Origin of the sequence: Desulfomarina profundi, from assembly GCF_019703855.1 — a bacterium.
Classification (GTDB): Bacteria; Desulfobacterota; Desulfobulbia; order Desulfobulbales; family Desulfocapsaceae; genus Desulfomarina; species Desulfomarina profundi.
Genome location: NZ_AP024086.1, coordinates 3,577,438 through 3,598,171 on the forward strand (window position 1 = coordinate 3,577,438; position 20,734 = coordinate 3,598,171).

General features: G+C 47.7%; 17 protein-coding genes and 3 pseudogenes. 10 read left to right on the forward strand and 10 right to left on the reverse strand.

Features of this window, described 5'->3' with window-relative positions; all coding sequences use genetic code 11:
* Window positions 1-7 precede the first annotated feature (7 nt).
* The 4 genes and pseudogenes from LO777_RS16445 to ilvB form a co-directional block, all read right to left on the reverse strand.
* Window positions 8-918, reverse strand: a pseudogene (locus tag LO777_RS16445) (branched-chain amino acid ABC transporter permease).
* Between the two features lie 226 nt (window positions 919-1,144).
* Window positions 1,145-2,314, reverse strand: a complete 1,170-nt coding sequence (locus tag LO777_RS16450) for an ABC transporter substrate-binding protein (RefSeq protein ID WP_228854932.1) — start codon at window positions 2,312-2,314, stop codon at window positions 1,145-1,147.
* A 609-nt stretch (window positions 2,315-2,923) separates the two neighbouring features.
* Window positions 2,924-3,202, reverse strand: a complete 279-nt coding sequence (gene ilvN / locus LO777_RS16455; RefSeq protein WP_228854933.1) for an acetolactate synthase small subunit — start codon at window positions 3,200-3,202, stop codon at window positions 2,924-2,926.
* On the reverse strand, window positions 3,199-4,908 hold the full coding sequence (gene ilvB, locus LO777_RS16460) for an acetolactate synthase large subunit (RefSeq protein WP_228854934.1): 1,710 nt from the start codon (window positions 4,906-4,908) through the stop codon (window positions 3,199-3,201). The genes ilvN and ilvB overlap by 4 nt, the downstream gene beginning before the upstream one ends.
* Window positions 4,909-5,440: 532 nt before the next feature.
* Here ilvB and LO777_RS16465 point away from each other — a divergent pair.
* Both LO777_RS16465 and LO777_RS16470 read left to right on the forward strand, forming a co-directional pair.
* Window positions 5,441-6,631, forward strand: coding sequence for an iron-containing alcohol dehydrogenase (locus tag LO777_RS16465; RefSeq protein ID WP_228854935.1), 1,191 nt, complete (start codon window positions 5,441-5,443; stop codon window positions 6,629-6,631).
* Complete coding sequence (locus LO777_RS16470; protein ID WP_228854936.1) at window positions 6,628-7,848, forward strand: O-antigen ligase family protein; 1,221 nt, start codon at window positions 6,628-6,630, stop codon at window positions 7,846-7,848. The genes LO777_RS16465 and LO777_RS16470 overlap by 4 nt, the downstream gene beginning before the upstream one ends.
* Here LO777_RS16470 and LO777_RS16475 read toward each other — a convergent pair.
* From LO777_RS16475 to LO777_RS16500, 6 genes are all read right to left on the reverse strand, one after another.
* A complete protein-coding gene (locus LO777_RS16475; protein ID WP_228854937.1) occupies window positions 7,829-9,073 on the reverse strand; it encodes a 3-deoxy-D-manno-octulosonic acid transferase in 1,245 nt (414 codons plus the stop codon). The two genes, LO777_RS16470 and LO777_RS16475, sit on opposite strands and share 20 nt — an antisense overlap.
* A 330-nt stretch (window positions 9,074-9,403) precedes the next feature.
* Entirely contained in the window at window positions 9,404-9,835 is a 432-nt protein-coding gene (locus LO777_RS16480) for a hypothetical protein (RefSeq protein ID WP_228854938.1), read from the reverse strand.
* Between the two features lie 470 nt (window positions 9,836-10,305).
* Entirely contained in the window at window positions 10,306-10,758 is a 453-nt protein-coding gene (locus LO777_RS16485; RefSeq protein ID WP_228854939.1) for a S1C family serine protease, read from the reverse strand.
* Window positions 10,740-11,339, reverse strand: coding sequence for a S1C family serine protease (locus LO777_RS16490; RefSeq protein WP_228854940.1), 600 nt, complete (start codon window positions 11,337-11,339; stop codon window positions 10,740-10,742). The genes LO777_RS16485 and LO777_RS16490 overlap by 19 nt, the downstream gene beginning before the upstream one ends.
* A gap of 250 nt (window positions 11,340-11,589) precedes the next feature.
* Window positions 11,590-12,744 (reverse strand): S8 family serine peptidase, encoded by a 1,155-nt coding sequence (locus tag LO777_RS16495; protein ID WP_228854941.1) that lies wholly within the window; start codon window positions 12,742-12,744, stop codon window positions 11,590-11,592.
* A gap of 202 nt (window positions 12,745-12,946) precedes the next feature.
* On the reverse strand, window positions 12,947-13,381 hold the full coding sequence (locus tag LO777_RS16500) for a PilZ domain-containing protein (RefSeq protein ID WP_228854942.1): 435 nt from the start codon (window positions 13,379-13,381) through the stop codon (window positions 12,947-12,949).
* A gap of 334 nt (window positions 13,382-13,715) precedes the next feature.
* On the opposite strand from LO777_RS16500, the pseudogene LO777_RS16505 reads away from it, so the two are divergent.
* From LO777_RS16505 to LO777_RS16535, 8 genes and pseudogenes are all read left to right on the forward strand, one after another.
* Window positions 13,716-14,428 (forward strand): annotated as a pseudogene (locus LO777_RS16505) (TolC family protein); the annotation flags it as partial.
* A complete protein-coding gene (locus LO777_RS16510) occupies window positions 14,426-15,148 on the forward strand; it encodes a TolC family protein (protein WP_228857406.1) in 723 nt (240 codons plus the stop codon). The pseudogene LO777_RS16505 and the gene LO777_RS16510, both read left to right, overlap by 3 nt.
* A gap of 11 nt (window positions 15,149-15,159) precedes the next feature.
* Window positions 15,160-16,149 (forward strand): HlyD family secretion protein, encoded by a 990-nt coding sequence (locus tag LO777_RS16515; RefSeq protein WP_228854943.1) that lies wholly within the window; start codon window positions 15,160-15,162, stop codon window positions 16,147-16,149.
* On the forward strand, window positions 16,146-16,895 hold the full coding sequence (locus LO777_RS20230; protein ID WP_268907468.1) for an ABC transporter permease: 750 nt from the start codon (window positions 16,146-16,148) through the stop codon (window positions 16,893-16,895). The genes LO777_RS16515 and LO777_RS20230 overlap by 4 nt, the downstream gene beginning before the upstream one ends.
* Entirely contained in the window at window positions 16,880-17,305 is a 426-nt protein-coding gene (locus tag LO777_RS20235; protein ID WP_268907469.1) for an ABC transporter permease, read from the forward strand. Before LO777_RS20230 ends, LO777_RS20235 begins: the two co-directional genes overlap by 16 nt.
* A pseudogene (locus tag LO777_RS21240) lies at window positions 17,302-18,476 on the forward strand (ABC transporter permease). The gene LO777_RS20235 and the pseudogene LO777_RS21240 overlap by 4 nt, the downstream one beginning before the upstream one ends.
* Before the next feature lie 132 nt (window positions 18,477-18,608).
* Window positions 18,609-19,886: a double-cubane-cluster-containing anaerobic reductase gene (locus tag LO777_RS16530; RefSeq protein WP_228854944.1), complete on the forward strand. Its 1,278-nt coding sequence runs from the start codon at window positions 18,609-18,611 to the stop codon at window positions 19,884-19,886.
* Between the two features lie 27 nt (window positions 19,887-19,913).
* A complete protein-coding gene (locus tag LO777_RS16535) occupies window positions 19,914-20,663 on the forward strand; it encodes an acyl-CoA dehydratase activase (RefSeq protein WP_228854945.1) in 750 nt (249 codons plus the stop codon).
* Window positions 20,664-20,734: the final 71 nt, after the last annotated feature.

Below are 20,734 nucleotides of genomic sequence, written 5' to 3' on the forward strand. Positions count from 1 at the left end.
ATCTCCTTTATATCTTGGTGGTTTTGGCGATGCCAAAGAGACCGGTCGGTTTTATTGACAGAATAACCAGTAGTACAGTAAAGGCGAGCAGGTCTCGATAGGTGGATGGAAAAACAGCCACCACCAGAATTTCAACTGCTCCCAGGAGAAATCCTCCGAGAAATGCCCCCTGATATCTCCAATTCCGCCGACCACTGCGGCAATAAATGCCTTCCATCCGATGAGTGCACCCATATACGGTTCAAGAATGGGGTAACTCATGGCAAAGAGCAACCCAGCCAGACCTGCAAAAGCGGAACCAAGAATAAAGGTGATAACAATAATATTATCAATGGGAATACCCATGAGTGGTACAGCAAATTTGTCATAGGAAATAGCGCGCATGGCCATGCCCACTTTGGTTCTTGTTACAATCCACTGCAGAATGAAAAAGGAGAGAATGGCAGTGACGATAACCGCTATTTTCAAATTGGTGAAACTCACTCCACCAACAGTATAGACCTGTACGGGAATAAGCTCCGGAAAAGCCTTTCTGCTTGCACCGAAAATGGCGAGGTTGGCATTTTCAAGAATCAATCCGCACATCAACGCGGTTATGACAACATAAAGCCTGTGTGCCCCTTTTCTCCTCAGTGGCCGATAGGCTATCCGTTCAAGGGAAACCCCCACAGCAGCAGTCAGGATCATGGTCAACGGAATGGCCAGGGCCAAAGCGACCCATCCTGGAAGCCCGACAACACCCAGCATGAAGGTTACCAGAAAAAAGGCAATATATGCTCCGACCATGAAAACATCGCCGTGGGCAAAATTAATAAGAGTCAACACTCCATACACCATGGTATAGCCGAGTGCAATCAAGGCATAAAAACTTCCCCACTGCAATGCATTGATTAAATTTTGAATAATACTTTCTAACATGAAGCGCCTCTTGCACTTTGTTGTTCCGCCCTGTTGCAGGCAGTAAAAGATCAGGTTGCGAGTCTCTGCACCGATGCGTCACACCACAGACAGGCAAACGAAAACCCCGAACCGGCCCATGCACTGTTCGGGTAAAATACGATCCGGTAGATGCGGTGGAAAAACCGCATCTACCGGACCTTTTCCGGTCAGAGATGTCTGAAAAAACACATCGACAGGATGGCTGTTACTCAGGGCATACGGACTCGGCGAATTCGAACGCACCGGAGTCACTGATCTTAACGACAACAGCACATTTTACAGGATCTCCCTGGTCATCAAACTTCATGCTGCCGGTTATACCGTCAAAAGTAGGGATGGCCGCCATGGCTTTCCGTACCGCTTTGCGATCTTTTCTCAATTTACCGGTAAGACCGCCGGTATTTTGAATAGCCTTGAGAACAATCCTGGTTGCATCCCACGTGAGGGCAGCAACATCATCAGGCACATAACCGTATTTTTTTGTATACCGGTCAATGAATTCCTTGGTCGCCCCGGTTGCTCCTGCGGCGGCGTAATGAGTGGAAAAGTGAAGACCCTTGCAGTCATCTCCGCAGAGAGTCATGAGTTCGGAAGAACCCCAGGCATCAGAGCCCATGAACTCACCTTTGTATCCGAGTTGATGGGCCTGCTTTACAATGAGAGCCACCTGATTATAGTTGTCAGGCAAAAAGATGAAATCAGGCTTGGCACTGATGATTTTGGTCAACTGCGCTGAAAAGTCCTGGTCCTTGGTGCCATGACTTTCAAAGGCCACGACGGAACCTTTGCCGACTTTTTTCTCAAAAACATCACGGAATATTTCAGCCAGACCTTTCGAATAGTCATTGGAAAGGTCATAAAGAACCGCTGCAGTTTTGGCATTAAAGGTTTTAACGGCAAAATTAACGGCAACAGGTCCCTGGAAAGGATCTAGGAATGCAGCCCGGAAGACCCAGGGACGATCCAGAGTGGTATCAGGATTGGTTGACCAGGGAGAAACCATTACGGTCTGATTGTCATCGGCAACCTGACCGGCTGGAACAGCCTGTTTACTGGAATTGGGTCCAATCATTGCCAGAACCTGATCCTTGTCGATAAGCTTGAGGGCTGTGGTTACCGCGGATTCTGCCTTTGCTTCATTGTCCTCATAAATGAACTCGAGCATATACTTCTTCCCACCAACTTCCAACCCGCCGGCACCATTGATATCAGCCTTCAGCATCTCTGCAGAAAACTTGGATGATTCACCAACCTTGGGGATATCTCCAGTCAATGGAATATTGTAACCGATCTTGATCGTATCGGCAGACAGGGCCGCACCTGCAACAAGCAGGGCGGAACAGGATACAATTGCGGCAATTAACCTCTTCTTCATAAACTCCTCCTCCTTTACGTTTTACAGTCAGCCCCGATCTCCCATCAACCCGGACTAACCGGATTTTCCGTTACCTGCATAAGACGCCGAAAACGGAAACAGTGAATCAACTCAGGTCGTCGAACCTGAGGTGCAGCTGAACCATATGGCTCGGCAGCAATGGAAAATAACAGCGACGAATTGCTGATTTTCCAATTGCTGAATTCATGGAATAAAATCTGCTTCAGGACGGACGTAAGGTGGCGTCCATCCGAACAAACTACTTATACCTGTAATTGTTCCGTAATTCAAAACAGTTTTTAGAAAAAGGAATTTTTTTATCTGAAAACCCTGCCTCATTAGCCCGCATTTTTCATCAGTTCAGGCGGCGTCAGCTACAAAATTTTCAACAGTAAATAATAGTGGCCTATATTTACTGTTGAAATATTGCAGAAGATGGCGTCGCCTGGGCTGACCTTGGGTGAACATTGTGTCAATTTTGTTCGACTACTGATAGTAGGCTAATTATTTGTATTCTATAGCTAATCTCAAAATTGACACAATGTTCATGAGAAATGCGGGTTAGTGTCTGTCCAGGAATGAGATTTTATAAAAACATCACCTGTCTGATTAAACCAGTGACCTGACGCCATCAAAAGCCTCATGTTCCGCTCCGTGTTTCTCCACCTGCAGAACATCGGGTAATTTCTGAATCTGCTTGATAACCTGGTCAAGCTTCACCTGTTCCACTACCTGCAACCACATGCGGCTTGTTTTTCCGCTTTTTTCCGGAACACAGACTATTCCTTCCAGATTGTACGCCCTGCGGGAAAAAAGACCGCAGATATGAGACATGACCCCCGGATGATTATTCACCGTCAATTCCAATACTGTAACAGCTTTTTTCATGATATTTCCCTCGTTTTGCGATTGACATTCTCTGCATTAAATCCACCCAGCATTTCACTGTTGGCCGCCCCCGGAGGTACCATCGGATAGACTTCCTCCTCCACGGCTACGGGCACATTTATCAGGCAGGGTCCCTTTTCATTTAATATTTTTGACAACAGATACGGCAAATTGCAACCAGGACCGGTATGAAAGGCCTTCATGCCGAACCCTTTTGCAATGGCCGAAAAATCAACATCAATCTGAAAATCAGAGGCAAAACAGTTCTGATTATAAAACAGATTCTGCTGTTGACGGACAAGTCCCAGCGACCTGTTGTTCATTACTATAATTTTTACATTTACCTGCTGCTCAACAGCGGTTGCCAGCTCCTGAATATTCATCTGCAGACTGCCGTCACCGGTAAAAAGAACAACCTGGCTATCGGGATTGGCCAGGGCAGCACCGATGGCTGCCGGCAGACCAAATCCCATGGTACCGAGCCCGCCGGATGTCAGGAACTGACGCGGTCTCTGCAACGGATAAACCTGAGCGGTCCACATCTGGTGCTTTCCCACATCAGTTGCCACAAAACAGTTTTCCCCCATCAACTCGGAAATCTTCAGGATCAGGCCATACGGTTTTTCTGGAACTATGGCTTCCGGTGAAGTCATGGGATACATCTCCTGCAGAACCTCTATCTGGTTACGCCAGATTGTTCTTTCATTTGGTTCAACCATGGGCAGAAGAGCCCGCAGGGATTCCTTGACATCTCCAACCAGTCCCACATTGGCACTCTTTAATTTTGAGACTTCACTGGGATCTATGTCCATATGAATAACATGAGCGTCAGGACAGAATTCAACAATTTTGCCGGTCGCCCGATCATCAAAACGGGCTCCGGCAGCGATGAAAAGATCACACTCCTGCAGGGCCATGTTGGTTGAACGGGCCGCATGCATCCCCAGCATTCCCAGGGAAAGGGGATGATTTTCCGGCAGACTGCCAAGACCAAGAAGGGTCATGGTGGCAGGCAGAGAGCTTTTTTCCAGAAGTGCCCGCGCTTCGCCTGCAGCCTCCCCGAGAATAACACCGCCCCCGAGACAGAGAATCGGCCGCCTGGCACGGTTGATAAGAGTAGCAGCAGCCCGAAGCTGATCATTATCAGCACTTGGATTCTCCAGCCTGCGTCCGGGTTCCGGCCAGGAAGAAAAACTTATTGTCGCTGTCTGTACATCTTTAGGAACATCGATCAATACAGGTCCCGGACGTCCCGAGAGGGCAAGCTCAAAAGCCTTCGGTATGATCTCCAGAAGTTCCCCGACTTCCCTTACCAGGTAGTTGTGCTTGGTAATTGGAATGCTCATACCATAAGTATCAACCTCCTGGAAAGCATCCGTACCGATAAGTGATGCCGGAACCTGACCGGTTATACAGATTACCGGAATCGAGTCAAGATATGCATCAGCAATGGCCGTCAGGATATTGGTGGCACCAGGCCCGGAAGTAGCAAAACAGACCCCGGCCTTTCCGGTGGAACGGGCTATTCCCTGTGCCAGAAAGCCGGCACCCTGTTCATGCCGGCAGAGAATATGCCGGATGCTCCGGCTTTTCTGCAACGCATCATAAAGGGGAAGGTTGGCCCCACCGGGTATTCCGGCAATGATGTCTATGCCCTGACGCTCCAGCATCCTGATTATCAGTTGAGCTCCATTCATAGTTTCCATGTTTTTCTCCTCCTGTTGTTCATCCCGTCGACTTTCAGGCGGAGGAAAAAACAAAAAACCCCCGCCGGCGAAGCGCCGACGGGGGTTTTAATTATTTAATTTTACTGGACTTACCCCCTCATGGCACTCCGCCTTCAACCGTTCGGACCACGACCACCACACTGAGAACCAGCACTGCAGAATAAAAGACGCTGATGGTGGAAAGAAGTGAGTTCATTTAAACCATGAGTAAGGTAATTATAAAAAAATACTGCCTGTAATTTTTTGATAGCAGAATCAGCCCTGCCAGTCAAGTATTTTCTTAATTACCTGGAGAAATACAATTTGCTCTGTAGAAAAAAAATAAAGAATTGTTGGGAAATTCCGGTTGCTAAAAGAATCGCAAAAGGTATTGTAGAATAATTCACTTTGTGACTCCGTCCAGAGCTCAGCCCGGCAAACTTGCAGCATCTCCAAATTGGCTGAGTTTCATGGATAATCAGAGAAGATTTAAAAAACACCCAGAATCCGTAAAACTTTTTTCGGCAGAAAAATGGTTTCTTCCTTTCAATGTCTCCCTGTACCTCAGATAGATTTCGGCCCTGGAAAACTGTCTGACCTGCCTGAGTTCTATAAATCTTACGGTAAAAGACCTGCTCTTGTCCTTGGCAGAGCCTCTCTTTCGAGACAACACACCTGGCAGAAGATCAAGGCAGAAATTACTGATATTTTCGGGCCCGACAAGCCTCCAGTCATACAGGTTTCCTCCGAACCGACCCCTACTCTCATTGACGAAGCCGTATCCCGATTACTTCAGAACCATGTGGATATGGTCATTGCAATCGGCGGTGGCAGTGTGCTGGATGCCGGCAAGGCTATCTCTGCCATGCTTGTTGAACAGGCACCGGTCATGGACTTTCTTGAAGGAGTCGGTAAAAAAAAACCGAAAGGCCGTAAACTGCCGTTTATTGCGGTCCCGACTACTGCCGGAACAGGCAGTGAAACAACAAACAATGCAGTAATCAAATCTGCGGAAAAAGGTTTTAAAAAATCTTTGCGCCACAAAAATTATTACCCGAACCTGGCTCTCGTGGATCCGGAAATGACCCTCTCCTGTCCCCCCTCTCTTACTGCGACCTGCGGTATGGACTGTTTTACCCAACTGACGGAAGCGTATCTTTCCACCCGTGCTTCTGCCCTGACCGACAGTCTTTCGCTTGACGGTATCCGCTCCATAGCCAGGTCCCTTGAGACTGTGTTTCAAGATGGTTCAAACCTTGAGGCCAGATCGGACATGGCTTATGCCACCCTGCTTTCCGGAATCGCTCTGAGTAATGCGGGACTGGGAACCGTTCATGGACTGGCCGGTACCCTGGGAGGTTTTCTTGATATTCCCCACGGAACAGCCTGCGGCACCCTCATGGCCATAACCAACAGAACAACCCTTGACATACTGAGGAAATCTACAGCAAAAACGGATACGGAAACGACAGCCCTGCGAAAATTCTCCAACCTTGGCAGGATTTTCAGTAAAGAATCGACAAAAACCGACAACTGGTACCAGGATTTTTTCATAAACGAACTGATTCGACTGACCGATCTGTTTGAACTGCCGACATTTGATAGATTCGGCATGAATTCCACTGACCTGGAAAAAATTACTTTCGCCTCAACCAACAAGTTTAATCCCGTGCAGCTGTCCCGTGAAGATCTCATGCACATTCTCTCAGCCAGACTACGATGATTTCCTTTTTCAACCGCGCAAGTATTTTTTCGGTCATTGCAACCTGCTTCTTCATTCCTTTTTCAACAGCCTTTACCGCCCTTTTTTCCACCATGGCTGTGCTCTTCTGGTTCCTGTCCGGCAGATTTCTGAATTTCCCGAAGATACTGAAAAACTATCCAACAGCACTGGTGTCCCTTCTTCTTTTTTTCCTCTTTATCATAGGGTTGCTCTACTCACCGGCAGAGCTGTCAGACGCTTTAAGTAATTTAAAAAAATACAGAGAACTTCTTTTCCTGCCCATTGTTATTTCACTCCTTGACGGCAGGCCCGGGGCAAAATCAAATGCAATCAACAGTTTTATCGCTGGTTGTATCTTCCTGATGCTCGTTTCATTTTTCATGAAATTTGGAATCATCCCGTCGGACAGATACGGTAATTCTCTGGTCTATCACATTACCCACTCGTTTTTTATGGCCCTCCTTGCCTTCTGGTCGGCCCATCGCACCGCTGATTCAAAGCAATACAGATATTTCTGGCTCTGTGTCACTCTTGCAGCTCTGGCCAATATCAGCTATGTGGCTCCAGGCAGAATCGGCATGCTTGTCCTGATCGTACTCGGTCTGCTCTTTTGCACCCAGCGTTTCTCGTTCAGGATGCAGATAGCTGCTGTTCTCATTCTGTCAGGACTCTGTTCAGCACTCTATTATTCTTCAGACAATATTTCTTCTCGGATAAACAAGGCCATTGCCGAAGTCCGTGCCTACGAACATGAACACGGATGCTCCCGGACATCCATGGGCATGCGACTCGACTGGTATATTGACTGTGTCACACTGTTTCAGAAAAAGCCGCTTTTTGGTTATGGAACAGGCGGTTTTGCAGTAGCCCATGACAAACTTATCAAGGGAACCGGTGTCCAGCGAACTGATAATCCCCATAACGAATACCTTTTTATCGCCGTACAACTCGGAAGCGTCGGGCTCTTTCTCTTTCTGCTCCTTTTCTTTCTTGCCCTGCTGAAATCATCAAAGATGGTCAGACCGGACGGTTGGCTATTGCAGGGAGTTGTAATCAGTATGGCCACCGGGTGTCTGCTCAATTCATTTCTGTACGACTCCCAGCAGGGACATTTTTTCGCCTTTCTTGCCGCTGTTCTCCTGGCCAGTTCCCAGCGGCACTCACTGACATTTTTCCGGACAGGTGAAAACTTCAGAACTATTTCAAATAAGTTCTGATATATTGACAAGTTATCTCAGTTCCACCCTGTTTTTTGGCAATATATCTATTCACTTTTTCTCCAAGAACATTTTTATCCATCGGCTTTTCAAGAGCCTCCACCAGCAGACCGAGAACTTCCTCCCTGTTGTTTCCTTTTTTTACCAGACCTTCCCGAAAAACCTCCTCACCAACCCAGGAAAAATCATTGAGAAACGGACCGGTCACAGGAACTACCCCGTTCATGAAAGCCTCAATAAAATTCTGCCCTCCAATGGGGGCCAGACTACCTCCGACAAAAACCGCATTCGCCCTGCGATACTCATCCGCCAGTTCTCCAAAAACATCCCTTATAACCACAGAAGCGCTTCCTGAATCCGCTTTTGAAGACTGAAGAATCCAATTGATATTATTCTTCTCAAGCCGTTCCATCCAATCCTGCACCCTGTGCATATGGCGGGGAAAAAGATGAACAAGAAGCTCCGGAAATTTCTGCAAAAGCATTTTTACCAGAAAAAGGACATCATCTTCCTCCTCCCGGGCTATTGAAGCCAGCACCAGGGACATGTCTTTTTTTTCATCATGTTCATCCCAATAACGATAAGTTTCAATACGATCAAATTTAAGGTTAGGTATATACTGTGCCTGCCGGGAAGAAAGACCAAAAAGATCGGCAAAACGTATCCTGTCATTTTCCGAAATCGCCAGAACTGCCATTGGCTTGAGTCTTTTCCAGATAAAACCGATCTTCCCGTACCTCCTGGAACTTTTTTCAGTCATACGACCGTTGACAATGATATAATTCTTTCCTGCACGTTTCATTTCAGCCAGAAGTCCGGGCCATATCTCCAACTCAATCAGGACAAGCAGTTTTGGATCTGCAATTTTTACAGCTTTGCGAACCAGCGGAGGGCTGTCAAAAACCATATAGGCAACAGTAACCCTGTGGCATTGATCACCTGCCACTTTCTCCAGTATTTCCTTACCTTGCAAGGTATTAGTGGTAATAAGAATATCCAATTCCTGCGTATCATCCAGTCCGGCAACGATCTGGCCCGCCAGGTAGGCTTCTCCTGCAGAAGCTGCATGAATCCAGAGATCCACCCGGGAAAAAAGGACTTCCTTCAGGGTGCGCTCTGCACATCCCTCTTTTAACCTGTGCGAACGAATGAGAAAGGGAAGGACACAAATCCACAGAAAATGATACAGCCGGAACACCAGGTGAAATAAAAATGTTTCTCTCATATAATCCGAATATTTTTATTTTTCAGCGTGGCCTGTAACCCGCAAGAACTGACTTTTGATGAATATTGTGTAAATTTTTCTCAATCACTGATAGTTGGTGTCTGTCCAGAAATGAGATTTTATGTTCGAGTTCAAGGAGCATAGAAAAATAGTTTGTATTCTACAGATTTTCCCAAAATTGACACAATGTTCATGAGAAATGCGGAAACAGGCACATTTCTGAAAATCCGAATATAACCTGCCTTCATCAGAAAAACAGTGAAATAATGGCCTTTCTTCCTTGAGATGCAGCGAACAATAAAGCAGTAAGAGTTCACTGGGCAAGGTATGCTATATTATATTAACAACCATCTTTCTCACACCAACCCGCTGTCCCTTGATATTCTGAACCACAAACCGTCCCCCACCAAGCAGTCTCTGGTTCCAGCTGCAACGAAGACGGATCTGATCTCCTACTGAAACTACTTTGGTTCTGGCTGCCCCGACCGCCATCTCAAAGCCGATTCCCCGCGGGGAAATGTCGTAAAGATTTATATCCAGTTCCCTACCGGAATTTGTAACAAGAACAGCCTTTCCAGTCTGGAGCTCCCGTAGAAGAGCTCGCCGGTTAAACACACACCTGGTAACCTCTCCGCATCGATGGCATCGGATGTTTCTTCTTCGCAAACTGGGGGGAACAGTGATATTTTTCTTTGTTCCACAACCGGGACAACGGAACTGAAGTCTGTTGTTTATAACTCGAAAGGTCCTTGTTTTTCCCATTTTTTCCACCAAGTAACCAGTGTCGCGTCAACGCTGCTCTGACGCATACGACTTGTCCTTTTTCGCGCCTGCTTCGCTACAACTTAAGCACATAACACAACTATGCGCCTCAAGCCGTGGTTTACGGCCACAAAAAATCACGGTGCAATAGTGCACCATTTCATCGTTAACAAGCACTAACTAAACTGTTATTCCTGTTGAATTTCCTGTCATATTAATATATCCCGAAAAACAATACAATACAGTGACACATTGATAATTATTTAATATTACATAAAGAAAACCAGATCCAAACAATTTTACAAGGCAAATAATCCCCCTGAGTACGCACGAAACTCTGTCACACTCGTACTTCCTCCTGTCAATTTGAATTTTTAAAATTTTTTGACCATAGGCCAGCCTGGCAAAACAGGTACATCTCCAGGCTCACTGAGTTCACTGGTAATCAGCAATAACTTATTCTACTCTCTTCATTTTTCATTCAGAGTAATAATCCGACCTGCACGCAAAACCGTGACACTCAATTTTTTTCCTGCTTGACTTAAACCATATGTATAATCACCCAGTTTTTTAAAAAAATCGGGTTCATCATTCACAGTCATTTCTCCAATTTTCAGAATAATATCCCCTCCCACGCTGAACTCTTCCCCTTCTATGGTCATTTTCAGGCTACTGGGATGCAAGCCAATCTTACCACCCCAGGATACCCCGGAAACCCTCTTCACCAACAATCCAAACTCCTGGGGAACATTGAGAACACGAGCCAGACGCCCCTGAACAATTGTTCCTTCAATTCCGGACCAGGTCTGGGCCCGGTCAAGCAGATCCAGACATTGATTACTGGTAACAGCGAACGCCAGCCCCTGGAAACCTCCCGATACCGTACTGATATGGCTGGCAATACCTATAACTTCCCCATCCATGTTGAACAGAGGTCCCCGGAATTTCCCGGATTCATGGCGGCATCAGTCTGAAAGACCTCCATGCTACCGGCCCCAAGCATAGCTCCCGTCTGTAAACGAGAACTGATATAACCTACACTCAGGGAATGACTGAAGCCAAGGGGTGAGCCAACCACAAAAACCTTATCACCAATACGAACTTTATCAGAATCGGCCAGTATCACGGGTCTGGGCAATTTAATCTCCTCTGTAAGACGAAGAACGGCTACATCTCCCCAGCTCACTGACACCACAACTTCGGCAGAAGAACTCTGACCATCAGGAAAGGTTACTCTGATTTTTTCCGCTGTCTGAATGACATGGGAGGCTGTCAGAATAGTACCCTTGTCATCAATAAGTACCCCTGAACCACTATCTCCGCTGGCAACTTTCTGGTCTTCATCGGCAGACACCGCCACCTCGTCCATGGAAATCGCCACGATATCAACCACAGCGGGATTCACCATCTGATAAAGATCCGGCAGGTTTGCGGCCAGCAGAAAATCAGGCAACTGGATTCCAAAAAAAACCAGGGAAAGCAATAGAATGTGTAATCGTATCATTTCCAACTCCAATTGATAGTGATGATATGGAAGCATCCATCAATTTACTCAGGCCATGCTGGTAAATGAGAATGCAGCCAAAAACCAATAATCGGCAATTAAATCAGAAGCGCAAAACATCAAAGACACGGACGCCAAAATAAACTCTAACTAACTGAAAATAAATCATATCCTGCAGAGAAACAAAGAATCCGAAATTTCAATCCTGAAGAACGAGACAATGCCTGATTCAGGTTGTATTGGCAGTATTTTACTTTTCCAGCCCTACCAGACAGAGAACCAGACTGGTTTTGTCCCGACATGAAGCAACAGTTTTCGGATCGGGGTGAAGGATGGCAAATAATCCGGATGCCTCTGCGGAAGCCATGGAAGTCCCGGTCATAAAGCCAATTTCGCTTCCCGGCAGAGTTGCCAGAACGTAATGAGACGGCAGGATGAGATCTGCCAGAGATGCTACCCGACTGTTGGGCACCAGGCTACCATCCTCCAGTTCTCCGGCCACACTGATGACACGGGGATGAGAGGCAGGAAAACTGAGTGCGGTCAGTCCGGCATCATTTCCTGCAGGTGCCAGAAAGAGTATATTTCCCACAGCAGGGTCATCGAGGATCGTGGCAACAATATGATCTGAAAAACTGGTCCCCAGGCTCATATTGACAATATCTGCTCCCTGGCTTGCTGCCGCGTCAATGGCCTGCACAATGGAGGAGGAAGAACAGCGTGCCAGGGCTTTGTCCTCATAGAGTTGTTCACAGGCCCGCAAGGCAATCAGTTCACTTTCCGGTGCAATACCGGCTGTTCCACTCCCATTGGACAGTGCTCCGATAATTCCTGCAACAGCCGTTCCGTGAATTTCAGGTCGGTACCCTGAATCCTCAACATAATTGGCATGGGTAACAATGTGAGAGGAAAGATCTTCATGATTCACATCCACTCCTGTGTCAATTACGGCAACCCGGACACCTCTGCCGGTAGCATTGGTCTGTATATTCAAAAAATCCAGTACAGTTTCCCTGTTCAGATCCTCGTCAACAGAACCCAGAGTGAAATAGTAATAATCCGGCTGAACCTGCAACCCTTTGTATTCCTTTCCTATTCGTCGGCTGAGTGCCTCCATATCTCCCGAGGTGGAAAAAAGAACAATCTCCCTTCCAAACTGCGGCAATTTCTTTCTCCCGACAACTACCAGATGATATTTTCCGGTGAGTTCTTCAAGAAGCGCCTTGTTATTCCCCTCCCTGCCTTTGCCAACCAACATCAATAACCGACCGGGAACATAAGATTTCTGTTCCTGCCCGAGAGTAGGAACAGTTTCTTCACCCTGCACAGGAGGTATTATCTGGACAAGATAGAAGATGGTCAAAAGAAACAAAAAAAAATAAAGGGGGCGAATGGTTTTTCCCATGATACTTTTCAGGTCCAATGGGGATTTTCTCAGTTTACAGTAGGAAAAATTTCAAATATGCACGATAAAGTGATCTTTTGTCATGTTATTTTCATTTTCAATATACTCTTTCTATCCATGTAAGCAATGATGATATTTCTGTTGCCTGCACCGGAAAATGACACCTGAATCCTGCAATTCACGAAGTGCAGGATTTTGACAATCAATCCAACCCGGATATCTTTGAAGCAAAAATTCCTTTAATAAAATCCTGATACTCCTCTTCAAGTCCCTCGAAAGACATGCCGGTAATATATTGTTCGCCACATTTACGGGAATATTTTACCTTTGTTCTGGAGAGAATTTTCTGTCTGCCAAGGAAAAAACCAACCTTCGCCGGTCTATCTTCTGCAAGTTCAGAATCCAGCCGTATTGCCAGCCCGAAAGGAGTCAGGTCAACCAGCTTCCCTTTTTCGTCAAAATTGCCTGCTACAACCTTTACGGGAATAGATTTAACGTCGAGTATGGGGTAGAGCTCCAAATCCTTCATTCTTTTATGTGCCCTTTTGCCCAAAGGGTTTTCCGGTTTATATTCCCAGTCAACCTGCAGTCCGTCAAGAGAAGGAATATCATCCCAAGCAGTTTTCTTTTCAGCCATAATCACTCCCGAAAAAACAAATTCATTTTTATAACTGTCAAAATACAAAGGTACAGATTATCCTATCAAGGTATTGTCCGAAACATTTTTTTTTCTAAAAACCTTAACCTTATAAAAAATCTATTTAGTGCTTTACTCCTGAATTCCTGTCATAAAAACAAGAACCAGGGAAGGTGTTTTAAAATCAAATATTTAAGTTTATTTCCATGGCACTTATACTCCTTTGTGAGGTGTTAGTCTGAACTGTTCACTCTTGACTTGTCGTTTCCGTAAACGTATAGTCGCAAAAAATTAAATTCTATATTACAATGGTCCTGATCAGAATACATTTATCATGAAAATATCACTACGATATTACGGAATAACAACATTGGCATTTTCGTTCTTTCTTGTCAATTGCATACATTGTCCACCAGCCGTGTCACAGGATTTTGATTTCAGTAATGCCTGGAGGCAACTGACAAAAAAAAGCAGCATTCTCCACGCGGAACAGGCAAATATCGACCAGGCGACTCACAAACAGGACGCCGCTAGAAATCTCTACCTGCCCCAGGTCAATCTGAAGGCAGGGTATCTCTATCTGGATGATAACATTCAGCTCAGTCCCGATGATATCCTGGACAGTATGCCGGCCGGCTCCACCCTCGAAAGACAGTTTGGTGCTTTGGGGCAAGCCATGGGATTTTCCGCAGAAGCCCTGCAACATGGCCTTACCTCCACCATCAGTGATCGTGAAATCAAGAGCAGCAGCCTCAGTCTCCTCTGGCCGATTTACACGGGGGAAGAATCACGGCAGCCCAGGATATTGCCGATGCTTCCGTTTCCGAAGCCAGAAAACAGCATGAGCTGAAACTGTATGCCCAGTTCCGGGAACTCTGTCGCCGCTACTTTGGAGTGGTCATGCTCAGCCAGCTCCTCGATACCCGCCTGGAAGTTGAAAACAGCCTGAAGATACACCTGCACCATGCACAACTCATGGTTGAAAACGGACAGATTGCCCAGGTGGAACAACTCCAGGCAGAAGCATCCCATGACAAGGCAAAGGTGGACCGAAAAAAAGCGGCTTCCAATCTGCGCATTGCCCAGGCAGCCCTGACCAGTCTGCTTCAGGAGGAATCACTGGTCCAGCCGACCAGTCCCCTGTTCATTAACAGGGATCTTCCCGCTCTCGATACTTTTATAAAGAAAACCCTGACCGGATATCCGGCACTGTCCATCCTGGAGGCCAGAAAACAAATGGCAAACGACCTTGTCGCCGTGGAAGAAGGGAAATATTATCCGGAAGTGGCCCTCCTCGGTAATTACAATCTCTACGAAGAGGACAGTCTCGCTGGTAAACTGATGCCCGACTGGTTCATCGGTCTTGCCGTAAAGGTCCCTCTTCTTGAACGAACCGGACGAGGGGGAAAACGACTGGCGGCAAAAAGCCTCATTAAAAAAGTTGAAGCCCTGCAGAAACAGGCCAGAGAGGATCTGTCCATACTTGTGGAAAAAACATACAGACTGACAAAACAGGCTATCACAGAATACGACGGCCTTGCCTCAAGCCTGAAACTCGCCGAAAAAACACTCGAACTGCGTGAAAAGGCCTTTGACCAAGGACTGGCAACCTCCCTTGACGTGGTTGATGCGCGGCTCTATGTGGCTGGTGTAAAAAACCGACGCTCCCATGCCGCCTATACCTATGTAACCCGACTGGCGGAGCTGCTGGCCATAAGTGGAGAGCTTGACCAGTTTCCCGTATATCAACATTCCGTTCAACCCTGAAGGATTTTACCATGCGTGTTATCAAGATATTTTTCCTGACTTTAATCGCGGCCGCCACAGCCGGCTGGCTCTGTTACAGCTTCTGGATTGCCTACCAGCCTCCCCCGGTCATTATCCAGGGACAGATCGAGGCACAGCAATACAGTATCTCGTCAAAAGTGCCGGGACGTATTGATAAGGTCATGGTGAAAAAAGGTGATCTCATAAAAAAAGGACAACTGATCTTTACCCTGTACAGTCCGGAAATAGAGGCAAAACTGACCCAGGCAAAAGCCGGAAAAGAGGCCGCTGACGCCCTGGCGGAAAAAGCGGAAAAAGGTGCCCGGACCCAGGAAATCGCAGCTGCCCGGGACAAGTGGCAACAGGCAAAAGCCGCCCGAAAACTCCTGGAAAAAACCTACAGACGCATAGAAAACCTCTACAGGGGTGGCGTTGTCGCCGAGCAGAAAAGAGATGAAATTGACATGAAACTGCAGGCTGCACGCTATACCGAAAACGCGGCCCGCCAGCTCTATGAAATGGCAAAGGAAGGTGCAAGAGAAGAAACCAGAAAGGCGGCAGCCGGCAAGGCCCGCATGGCTGCGGGAGCAGTGGCGGAAGTTGAGGCCTATGTAGCTGACACCCGGATCAGGAGTCATCATGACGGTGAGGTTGCCCAGATCCTTCTCAGGAGTGGAGAACTGGCTCCCAGGGGATTTCCGGTAGTAACACTTCTTGACATGGCGGACAGCTGGGCTGTTTTCCATATCCGGGAAGACATCCTCTATAAATTCAGCAAGGGTACAGCATTCAAAGCAAAAATTCCCGCCCTGGGAACAAACAGGATATACACCTTCAAAGTGACCCATGTTGCCGTAATGGGCGATTTCGCCACCTGGCGAGCAACCAATACCAGCAAGGGCTTTGATATGCGGACTTTTGAAGTTGAAGCCCGTCCCGTTGAACCGATAAACAACCTGCGGGTCGGCATGAGTGTACTCATCAGTGATCTGGTACAATGAAAATTTTCCAACCTGAAAAAATTTCCGAATGGCGGCTGCTCCTCACTGATCCCTGGCTCTGCTCCCTGGTGACTTGGCTGTTTCCGACAATTTCTCTGGTAGTCTATGCGATCTTTTCCCATGGCCTGGCAAGGGATCTGCCCATGGGTATCGTTGATCTGGATCACAGTCGTCTCTCCCGTACCATGGCCCGGTATTATGACGCCAGCCCGACCCTGGCCGTAAGGCACGTCTATACCTCGCCCGCAAAAGGTATTGCCGCCATGCGAAGCGGAGAAATCTACGGTCTGATTATCATGCCCCCGAATATGGAGAAGAATACAATTCGAGGCAACGCTCCCCAGGTTGACGGATACTATAACAGCCAATTTCTGCTAATCGGCAAACTGGTGAAAAGTGCGATGCTCCAGGCACACGCAACTGCAGTGGCCGGGGTAGAGGTCATGAAAAATCTCAGTTCAAACATGGTGGTTATGGGTCAGGCAATGGCGGCAGCCGTTCCGGTTTCCAGCCAGATGACACCACTTTTCAACAGCAACAACAACTATGCCCAGTTTCTTCTTTCTGCCATTATCCCGGCAATCTGGCAGATTTTTATTGTGGTGACCAGTGTTCTTACCATCGCAAAGGAATTGCGCAGAGAGGGACTTGCCAACTGGCTTGCCCCCAATCCACTCGCTACCCTGTTCAAAAAACTCGCCCCTGCACACTGCTCTTCTGGCTGCACGGGATGCTCTTTCTTCTAGCCATGTCCGCTGCAGGCTGGCCCATGCATGGTGATCCCGGTTTTCTTGTCTTCTGCCAGCTCCTCACAGTTCTCAGTTGCCAGGCAATGGGGGCTCTTATCTTTTTTCTCAGCCGTGATCCGGCCCGCAGCCTTGGACTGGCCGCGGCCTACGCGGCTCCCGGCCTGGCCTTTATGGGAGTCACCTTTCCGGCCACTGACATGACCCTGCCGGCACGAATCTGGAGAAGTCTGCTGCCGGTCAGTCACTATATCGACATCCAGATCGCCCAAATCAACTACGGTGCCCCACCTTTCCAGGCACAACCCCAGATAGAGAACCTGTTGCTTTTTATCATCCCGGTGCTGCTGACCGTGATCCTGGCAGTGAAAACAATGAAAAGTGAACCTGTCACGGAGGCCGGAACATGACCCTGTTAAAACTGTTTGAAATGGAACTCAGGGCCATCTTCACAAACACTGCCCTGCTGCTCACCGTCTTCGGTGGAGTCCTGTTCTACAGTTTTCTCTACCCGCTACCCTATGCAAAGCAACTGCCACGGGAGCAGAAAACTATCTTGGTCGATCTGGATGCTAGCCAACTCAGCCGTAACCTCGCCCGCATGGTGGATGCAACTCCGCAGGTACAGATTGTCCACCAGGCCCATAGTTTGACAGAAGCCAAAAACGTCATGCTCGAAAAAAAACTTGCTGGAATCCTGGTGATCCCCAACCATTTTTACCGGGACCTGCTTCAGGGCAGGAGTCCTACCCTGGCTTACGCCGGAGATGCCAGTTATTTCCTGGTTTACGGTACCGTTCTCCAGGGAATGATGAGCGCCGGAAAAACCCTTGCCGCCCAGGTCAAGATAAAACGGCTGCTTGTTTCAGGCCGCCCCTGCAACTGGCAAAAAACCAGTACAGCAGTGTCAGGCTGCAACTCCATGCCCTGTTCAATGAGGCGGGAGGTTATGTCAATTATGTCATTCCGGCGGTTTTTATTCTGATCCTCCACCAGACTTTGATTATGGGAGTTGGTATTCTCGGCGGCACCCAGAACGAGCTGGCGGTTGAAGGGGAACCCATTTACTGGTATTCTGCGTCTCCTGCAAAACTTCTGCTCGTTCGCACCATTATCTTCTTTGTCATTTACACTCTGCTCTCCCTCTACTATTACGGTCCGGCCTTTAAACTCTACGATATTCCACGCCTGGCGAATATCTCCGGGCTTACCCTGCTCAACCTGCCCTTTCTGCTGTCCGCAACTTTTCTCGGTATTGCACTTTCCACAGTGTTGCCACGAAGGGAACTGGCCACCTTGGTGATTCTCCTCAGCTCCATGCCCATCGTCTTTGGATCCGGGTTTATCTGGCCCCGGGAAGCCATTCCCTTTCCTGTTCTCCTGCTGATGCAGTTTGTTCCTGCAGTTCCAGCAATCAAGGCTTTTGTCATGCTCAACCAGATGGGAGCCACTTTTCATCAGATTACCCCTCTTGTCACCCAGCTCATCCTCCTCGCTCTTTTTTACGGTATCCTGGCCTACCTCCTTCTGGAGAAAAAATTCAAAACCATTCAACCGGCTGCGGGAAAAGCGGAGTATTGATATTACCTATGACAACCGGCGAACATATCGGTTTTTCCTGTTTGACTTATCCGATTTACCCATACTATTGTCTGCTCGGAAGTTGCCCTTTTCAGAGAGGGGCTGTTTATAAACCACTGTAAGGAATTTAAAATGGGTGAAGATTACAAATCAATGTGGATGGAGCTGGGTCTGGATCTCGATGGGCATGATGCGCTCCTCAATGTACTGGCACAGGCATATAACGATATCTTTCTGTCACAGAAAGACAGACCTGAAACCATGTCCTATTTCGATTTTGTCATGAGTGAAGTCCATGGACTCCGTATCAGGGAGCTGCTTGAGGAAAAGAAAACAGGTCGAAAAATTATAGGTTCCTACTGTGTTTTTGTACCAGAAGAAATTGCCCTGGCCGCCAATGCTACCCTGATCGGTCTCTGTTCCGGTGCTGATTTTGCCACGGACGAAGTGGAAAAGCTGCTGCCCCGCAACACCTGCGCCCTGATTAAATCCTCCTTTGGTTTTAAACTCGGTAAAGTATGCCCGTATCTTGAAAGTGCTGATATGATCGTTGGAGAAAACACATGTGACGGCAAGAAAAAAAGTTATGAATCATTTAAAAGCCTGGTGGACAATCTTTATATCATGGACCTGCCCCAGGTTAAGTCGGAACAGGGGAGAGAGCTGCTGAAAAATGAATATTTTCGATTTAAAAAGGCGGTGGAAGAATTAACGGGAGTTACAATTACTGCCGATTCGCTGAAAGACGCGATCCGTACCGTTAACGCCAAGCGTGCGGCTGTCCACCGGCTTTCCCTGCTGCGCAGGCATGATCCGGCTCCCATTTCCGGCCTGGATGCCCTTCTTGCCAACCAGATCTTTTTTTATGACAACCCGGCCCGGTTCACTCAATCAGTCAATGCTATCTGTGAAGAGCTTGAAAAACGTGTTCAGAAAAAAGATGGTGCTTTTCCTGCAAAAACAGTGCGCATCCTGCTCTCCGGCTGCCCCCAGGCTGTTCCCAACTGGAAACTTCCTGCAATTGTGGAACAGAGCGGCGCTGTGATCGTCGGTGAGGAGTCATGTGTCGGTGAACGGGGATGTCGGAACCTCACCGACGATTCGGGCAATTCAGTGGATGAAATGATGGAAGCCATTATCGACCGTTATTTCAAGATTGACTGTGCCATCTTCACCCCCAACGGCGAAAGAATTGACCATATCAAGGAGATGTCAAAGACCTACAGGGCTGATGGAGTCATTCACTATGGATTGCAATTCTGCCAGCCCTACCTGATGGAAGCCATTCCAGTTGAAAGGGCCCTGGAAAAAGAGAGTATCCCCTGTCTGCGTATTGAAACCGATTACAGTATGGAAGATGCAGGTCAACTCACAACCAGGGTTGAGGCCTTTATTGAACAGCTCCGATAATTGGATTGAGTTTCAAGGGAGATACACATGAACTTTGCAGGAATTGATATCGGCTCCCGCTCCATCGAGCTGGTGGTTGTGGACGAAGACGAACAGATTGTCTCCGCCCTTCAGGCCGATACCGGGTTTGATCCCATTACCGAGGCGGAAAAACTGACAGAACAGTGTGATTTTGACAGAATCATGGCCACTGGATATGGCCGCAACCTGTTTGAAATCTCTTTTGATGCTCCTACCGTCACGGAAATCAAAGCCCATGCCCTGGGAGCAAAAACACTTTTTCCCGAAGCGGGAGCGATTTTGGATATTGGTGGTCAGGACACGAAGGCCATTTCACTCTTTGCCAATGGGAAAATAAGAAAATTTGAGATGAACGACCGCTGTGCGGCCGGTACAGGAAAATTCCTGGAAATCATGGCTGGCGCCCTCGGATTTACCATTGACGAATTTGGCAGACAGGCCCTGCTCGCTGAAAAAGAACTCTCTATTTCAAGCATGTGCACTGTTTTTGCCGAATCCGAAGTAACTTCCCTTATTGCCGGAGGAGAAAACAGGCATGAGATAGCCCTCGGCCTCCACGCCAGTGTTATGCGACGGGCCGCATCGATGATCAGCCGTGTCTGCCCTGAAGGAGCCATCGTTTTCACCGGCGGGGTTGCAAAAAACCCGTGCATGATTACTCTGCTCGAAGAAAAACTTGGGCAGAAGCTGCTCGTTCCCGATGACCCGCAACTGGTTGGTGCTCTGGGCGCCGCATTGCTCTCAAAAGGTAAGTGATCAGGGCACCGCATATTCGCACGGTCGCAACTGCCCGCATAGTAGGCTATAGCGGGCAGTCACGCCTGCAC

Excerpts from the sequence above, each read along its gene's own strand:
- LO777_RS16475 (WP_228854937.1), bottom strand. The coding sequence starts at position 9,073 with ATGAGAGAAACATTTTTATTTCACCTGGTGTTCCGGCTGTATCATTTT.
- LO777_RS16515 (WP_228854943.1), top strand. The coding sequence starts at position 15,160 with ATGCGTGTTATCAAGATATTTTTCCTGACTTTAATCGCGGCCGCCACA.
- LO777_RS16500 (WP_228854942.1), bottom strand. The coding sequence starts at position 13,381 with ATGGCTGAAAAGAAAACTGCTTGGGATGATATTCCTTCTCTTGACGGA.
- LO777_RS16480 (WP_228854938.1), bottom strand. The coding sequence starts at position 9,835 with ATGGGAAAAACAAGGACCTTTCGAGTTATAAACAACAGACTTCAGTTC.
- LO777_RS16470 (WP_228854936.1), top strand. The coding sequence starts at position 6,628 with ATGATTTCCTTTTTCAACCGCGCAAGTATTTTTTCGGTCATTGCAACC.
- LO777_RS16530 (WP_228854944.1), top strand. The coding sequence starts at position 18,609 with ATGGGTGAAGATTACAAATCAATGTGGATGGAGCTGGGTCTGGATCTC.
- LO777_RS20230 (WP_268907468.1), top strand. The coding sequence starts at position 16,146 with ATGAAAATTTTCCAACCTGAAAAAATTTCCGAATGGCGGCTGCTCCTC.
- LO777_RS20235 (WP_268907469.1), top strand. The coding sequence starts at position 16,880 with ATGCTCTTTCTTCTAGCCATGTCCGCTGCAGGCTGGCCCATGCATGGT.
- LO777_RS16495 (WP_228854941.1), bottom strand. The coding sequence starts at position 12,744 with ATGGGAAAAACCATTCGCCCCCTTTATTTTTTTTTGTTTCTTTTGACC.
- LO777_RS16450 (WP_228854932.1), bottom strand. The coding sequence starts at position 2,314 with ATGAAGAAGAGGTTAATTGCCGCAATTGTATCCTGTTCCGCCCTGCTT.
- LO777_RS16485 (WP_228854939.1), bottom strand. The coding sequence starts at position 10,758 with ATGGATGGGGAAGTTATAGGTATTGCCAGCCATATCAGTACGGTATCG.
- ilvB (WP_228854934.1), bottom strand. The coding sequence starts at position 4,908 with ATGGAAACTATGAATGGAGCTCAACTGATAATCAGGATGCTGGAGCGT.
- LO777_RS16465 (WP_228854935.1), top strand. The coding sequence starts at position 5,441 with ATGGTTTCTTCCTTTCAATGTCTCCCTGTACCTCAGATAGATTTCGGC.
- LO777_RS16490 (WP_228854940.1), bottom strand. The coding sequence starts at position 11,339 with ATGATACGATTACACATTCTATTGCTTTCCCTGGTTTTTTTTGGAATC.
- ilvN (WP_228854933.1), bottom strand. The coding sequence starts at position 3,202 with ATGAAAAAAGCTGTTACAGTATTGGAATTGACGGTGAATAATCATCCG.
- LO777_RS16535 (WP_228854945.1), top strand. The coding sequence starts at position 19,914 with ATGAACTTTGCAGGAATTGATATCGGCTCCCGCTCCATCGAGCTGGTG.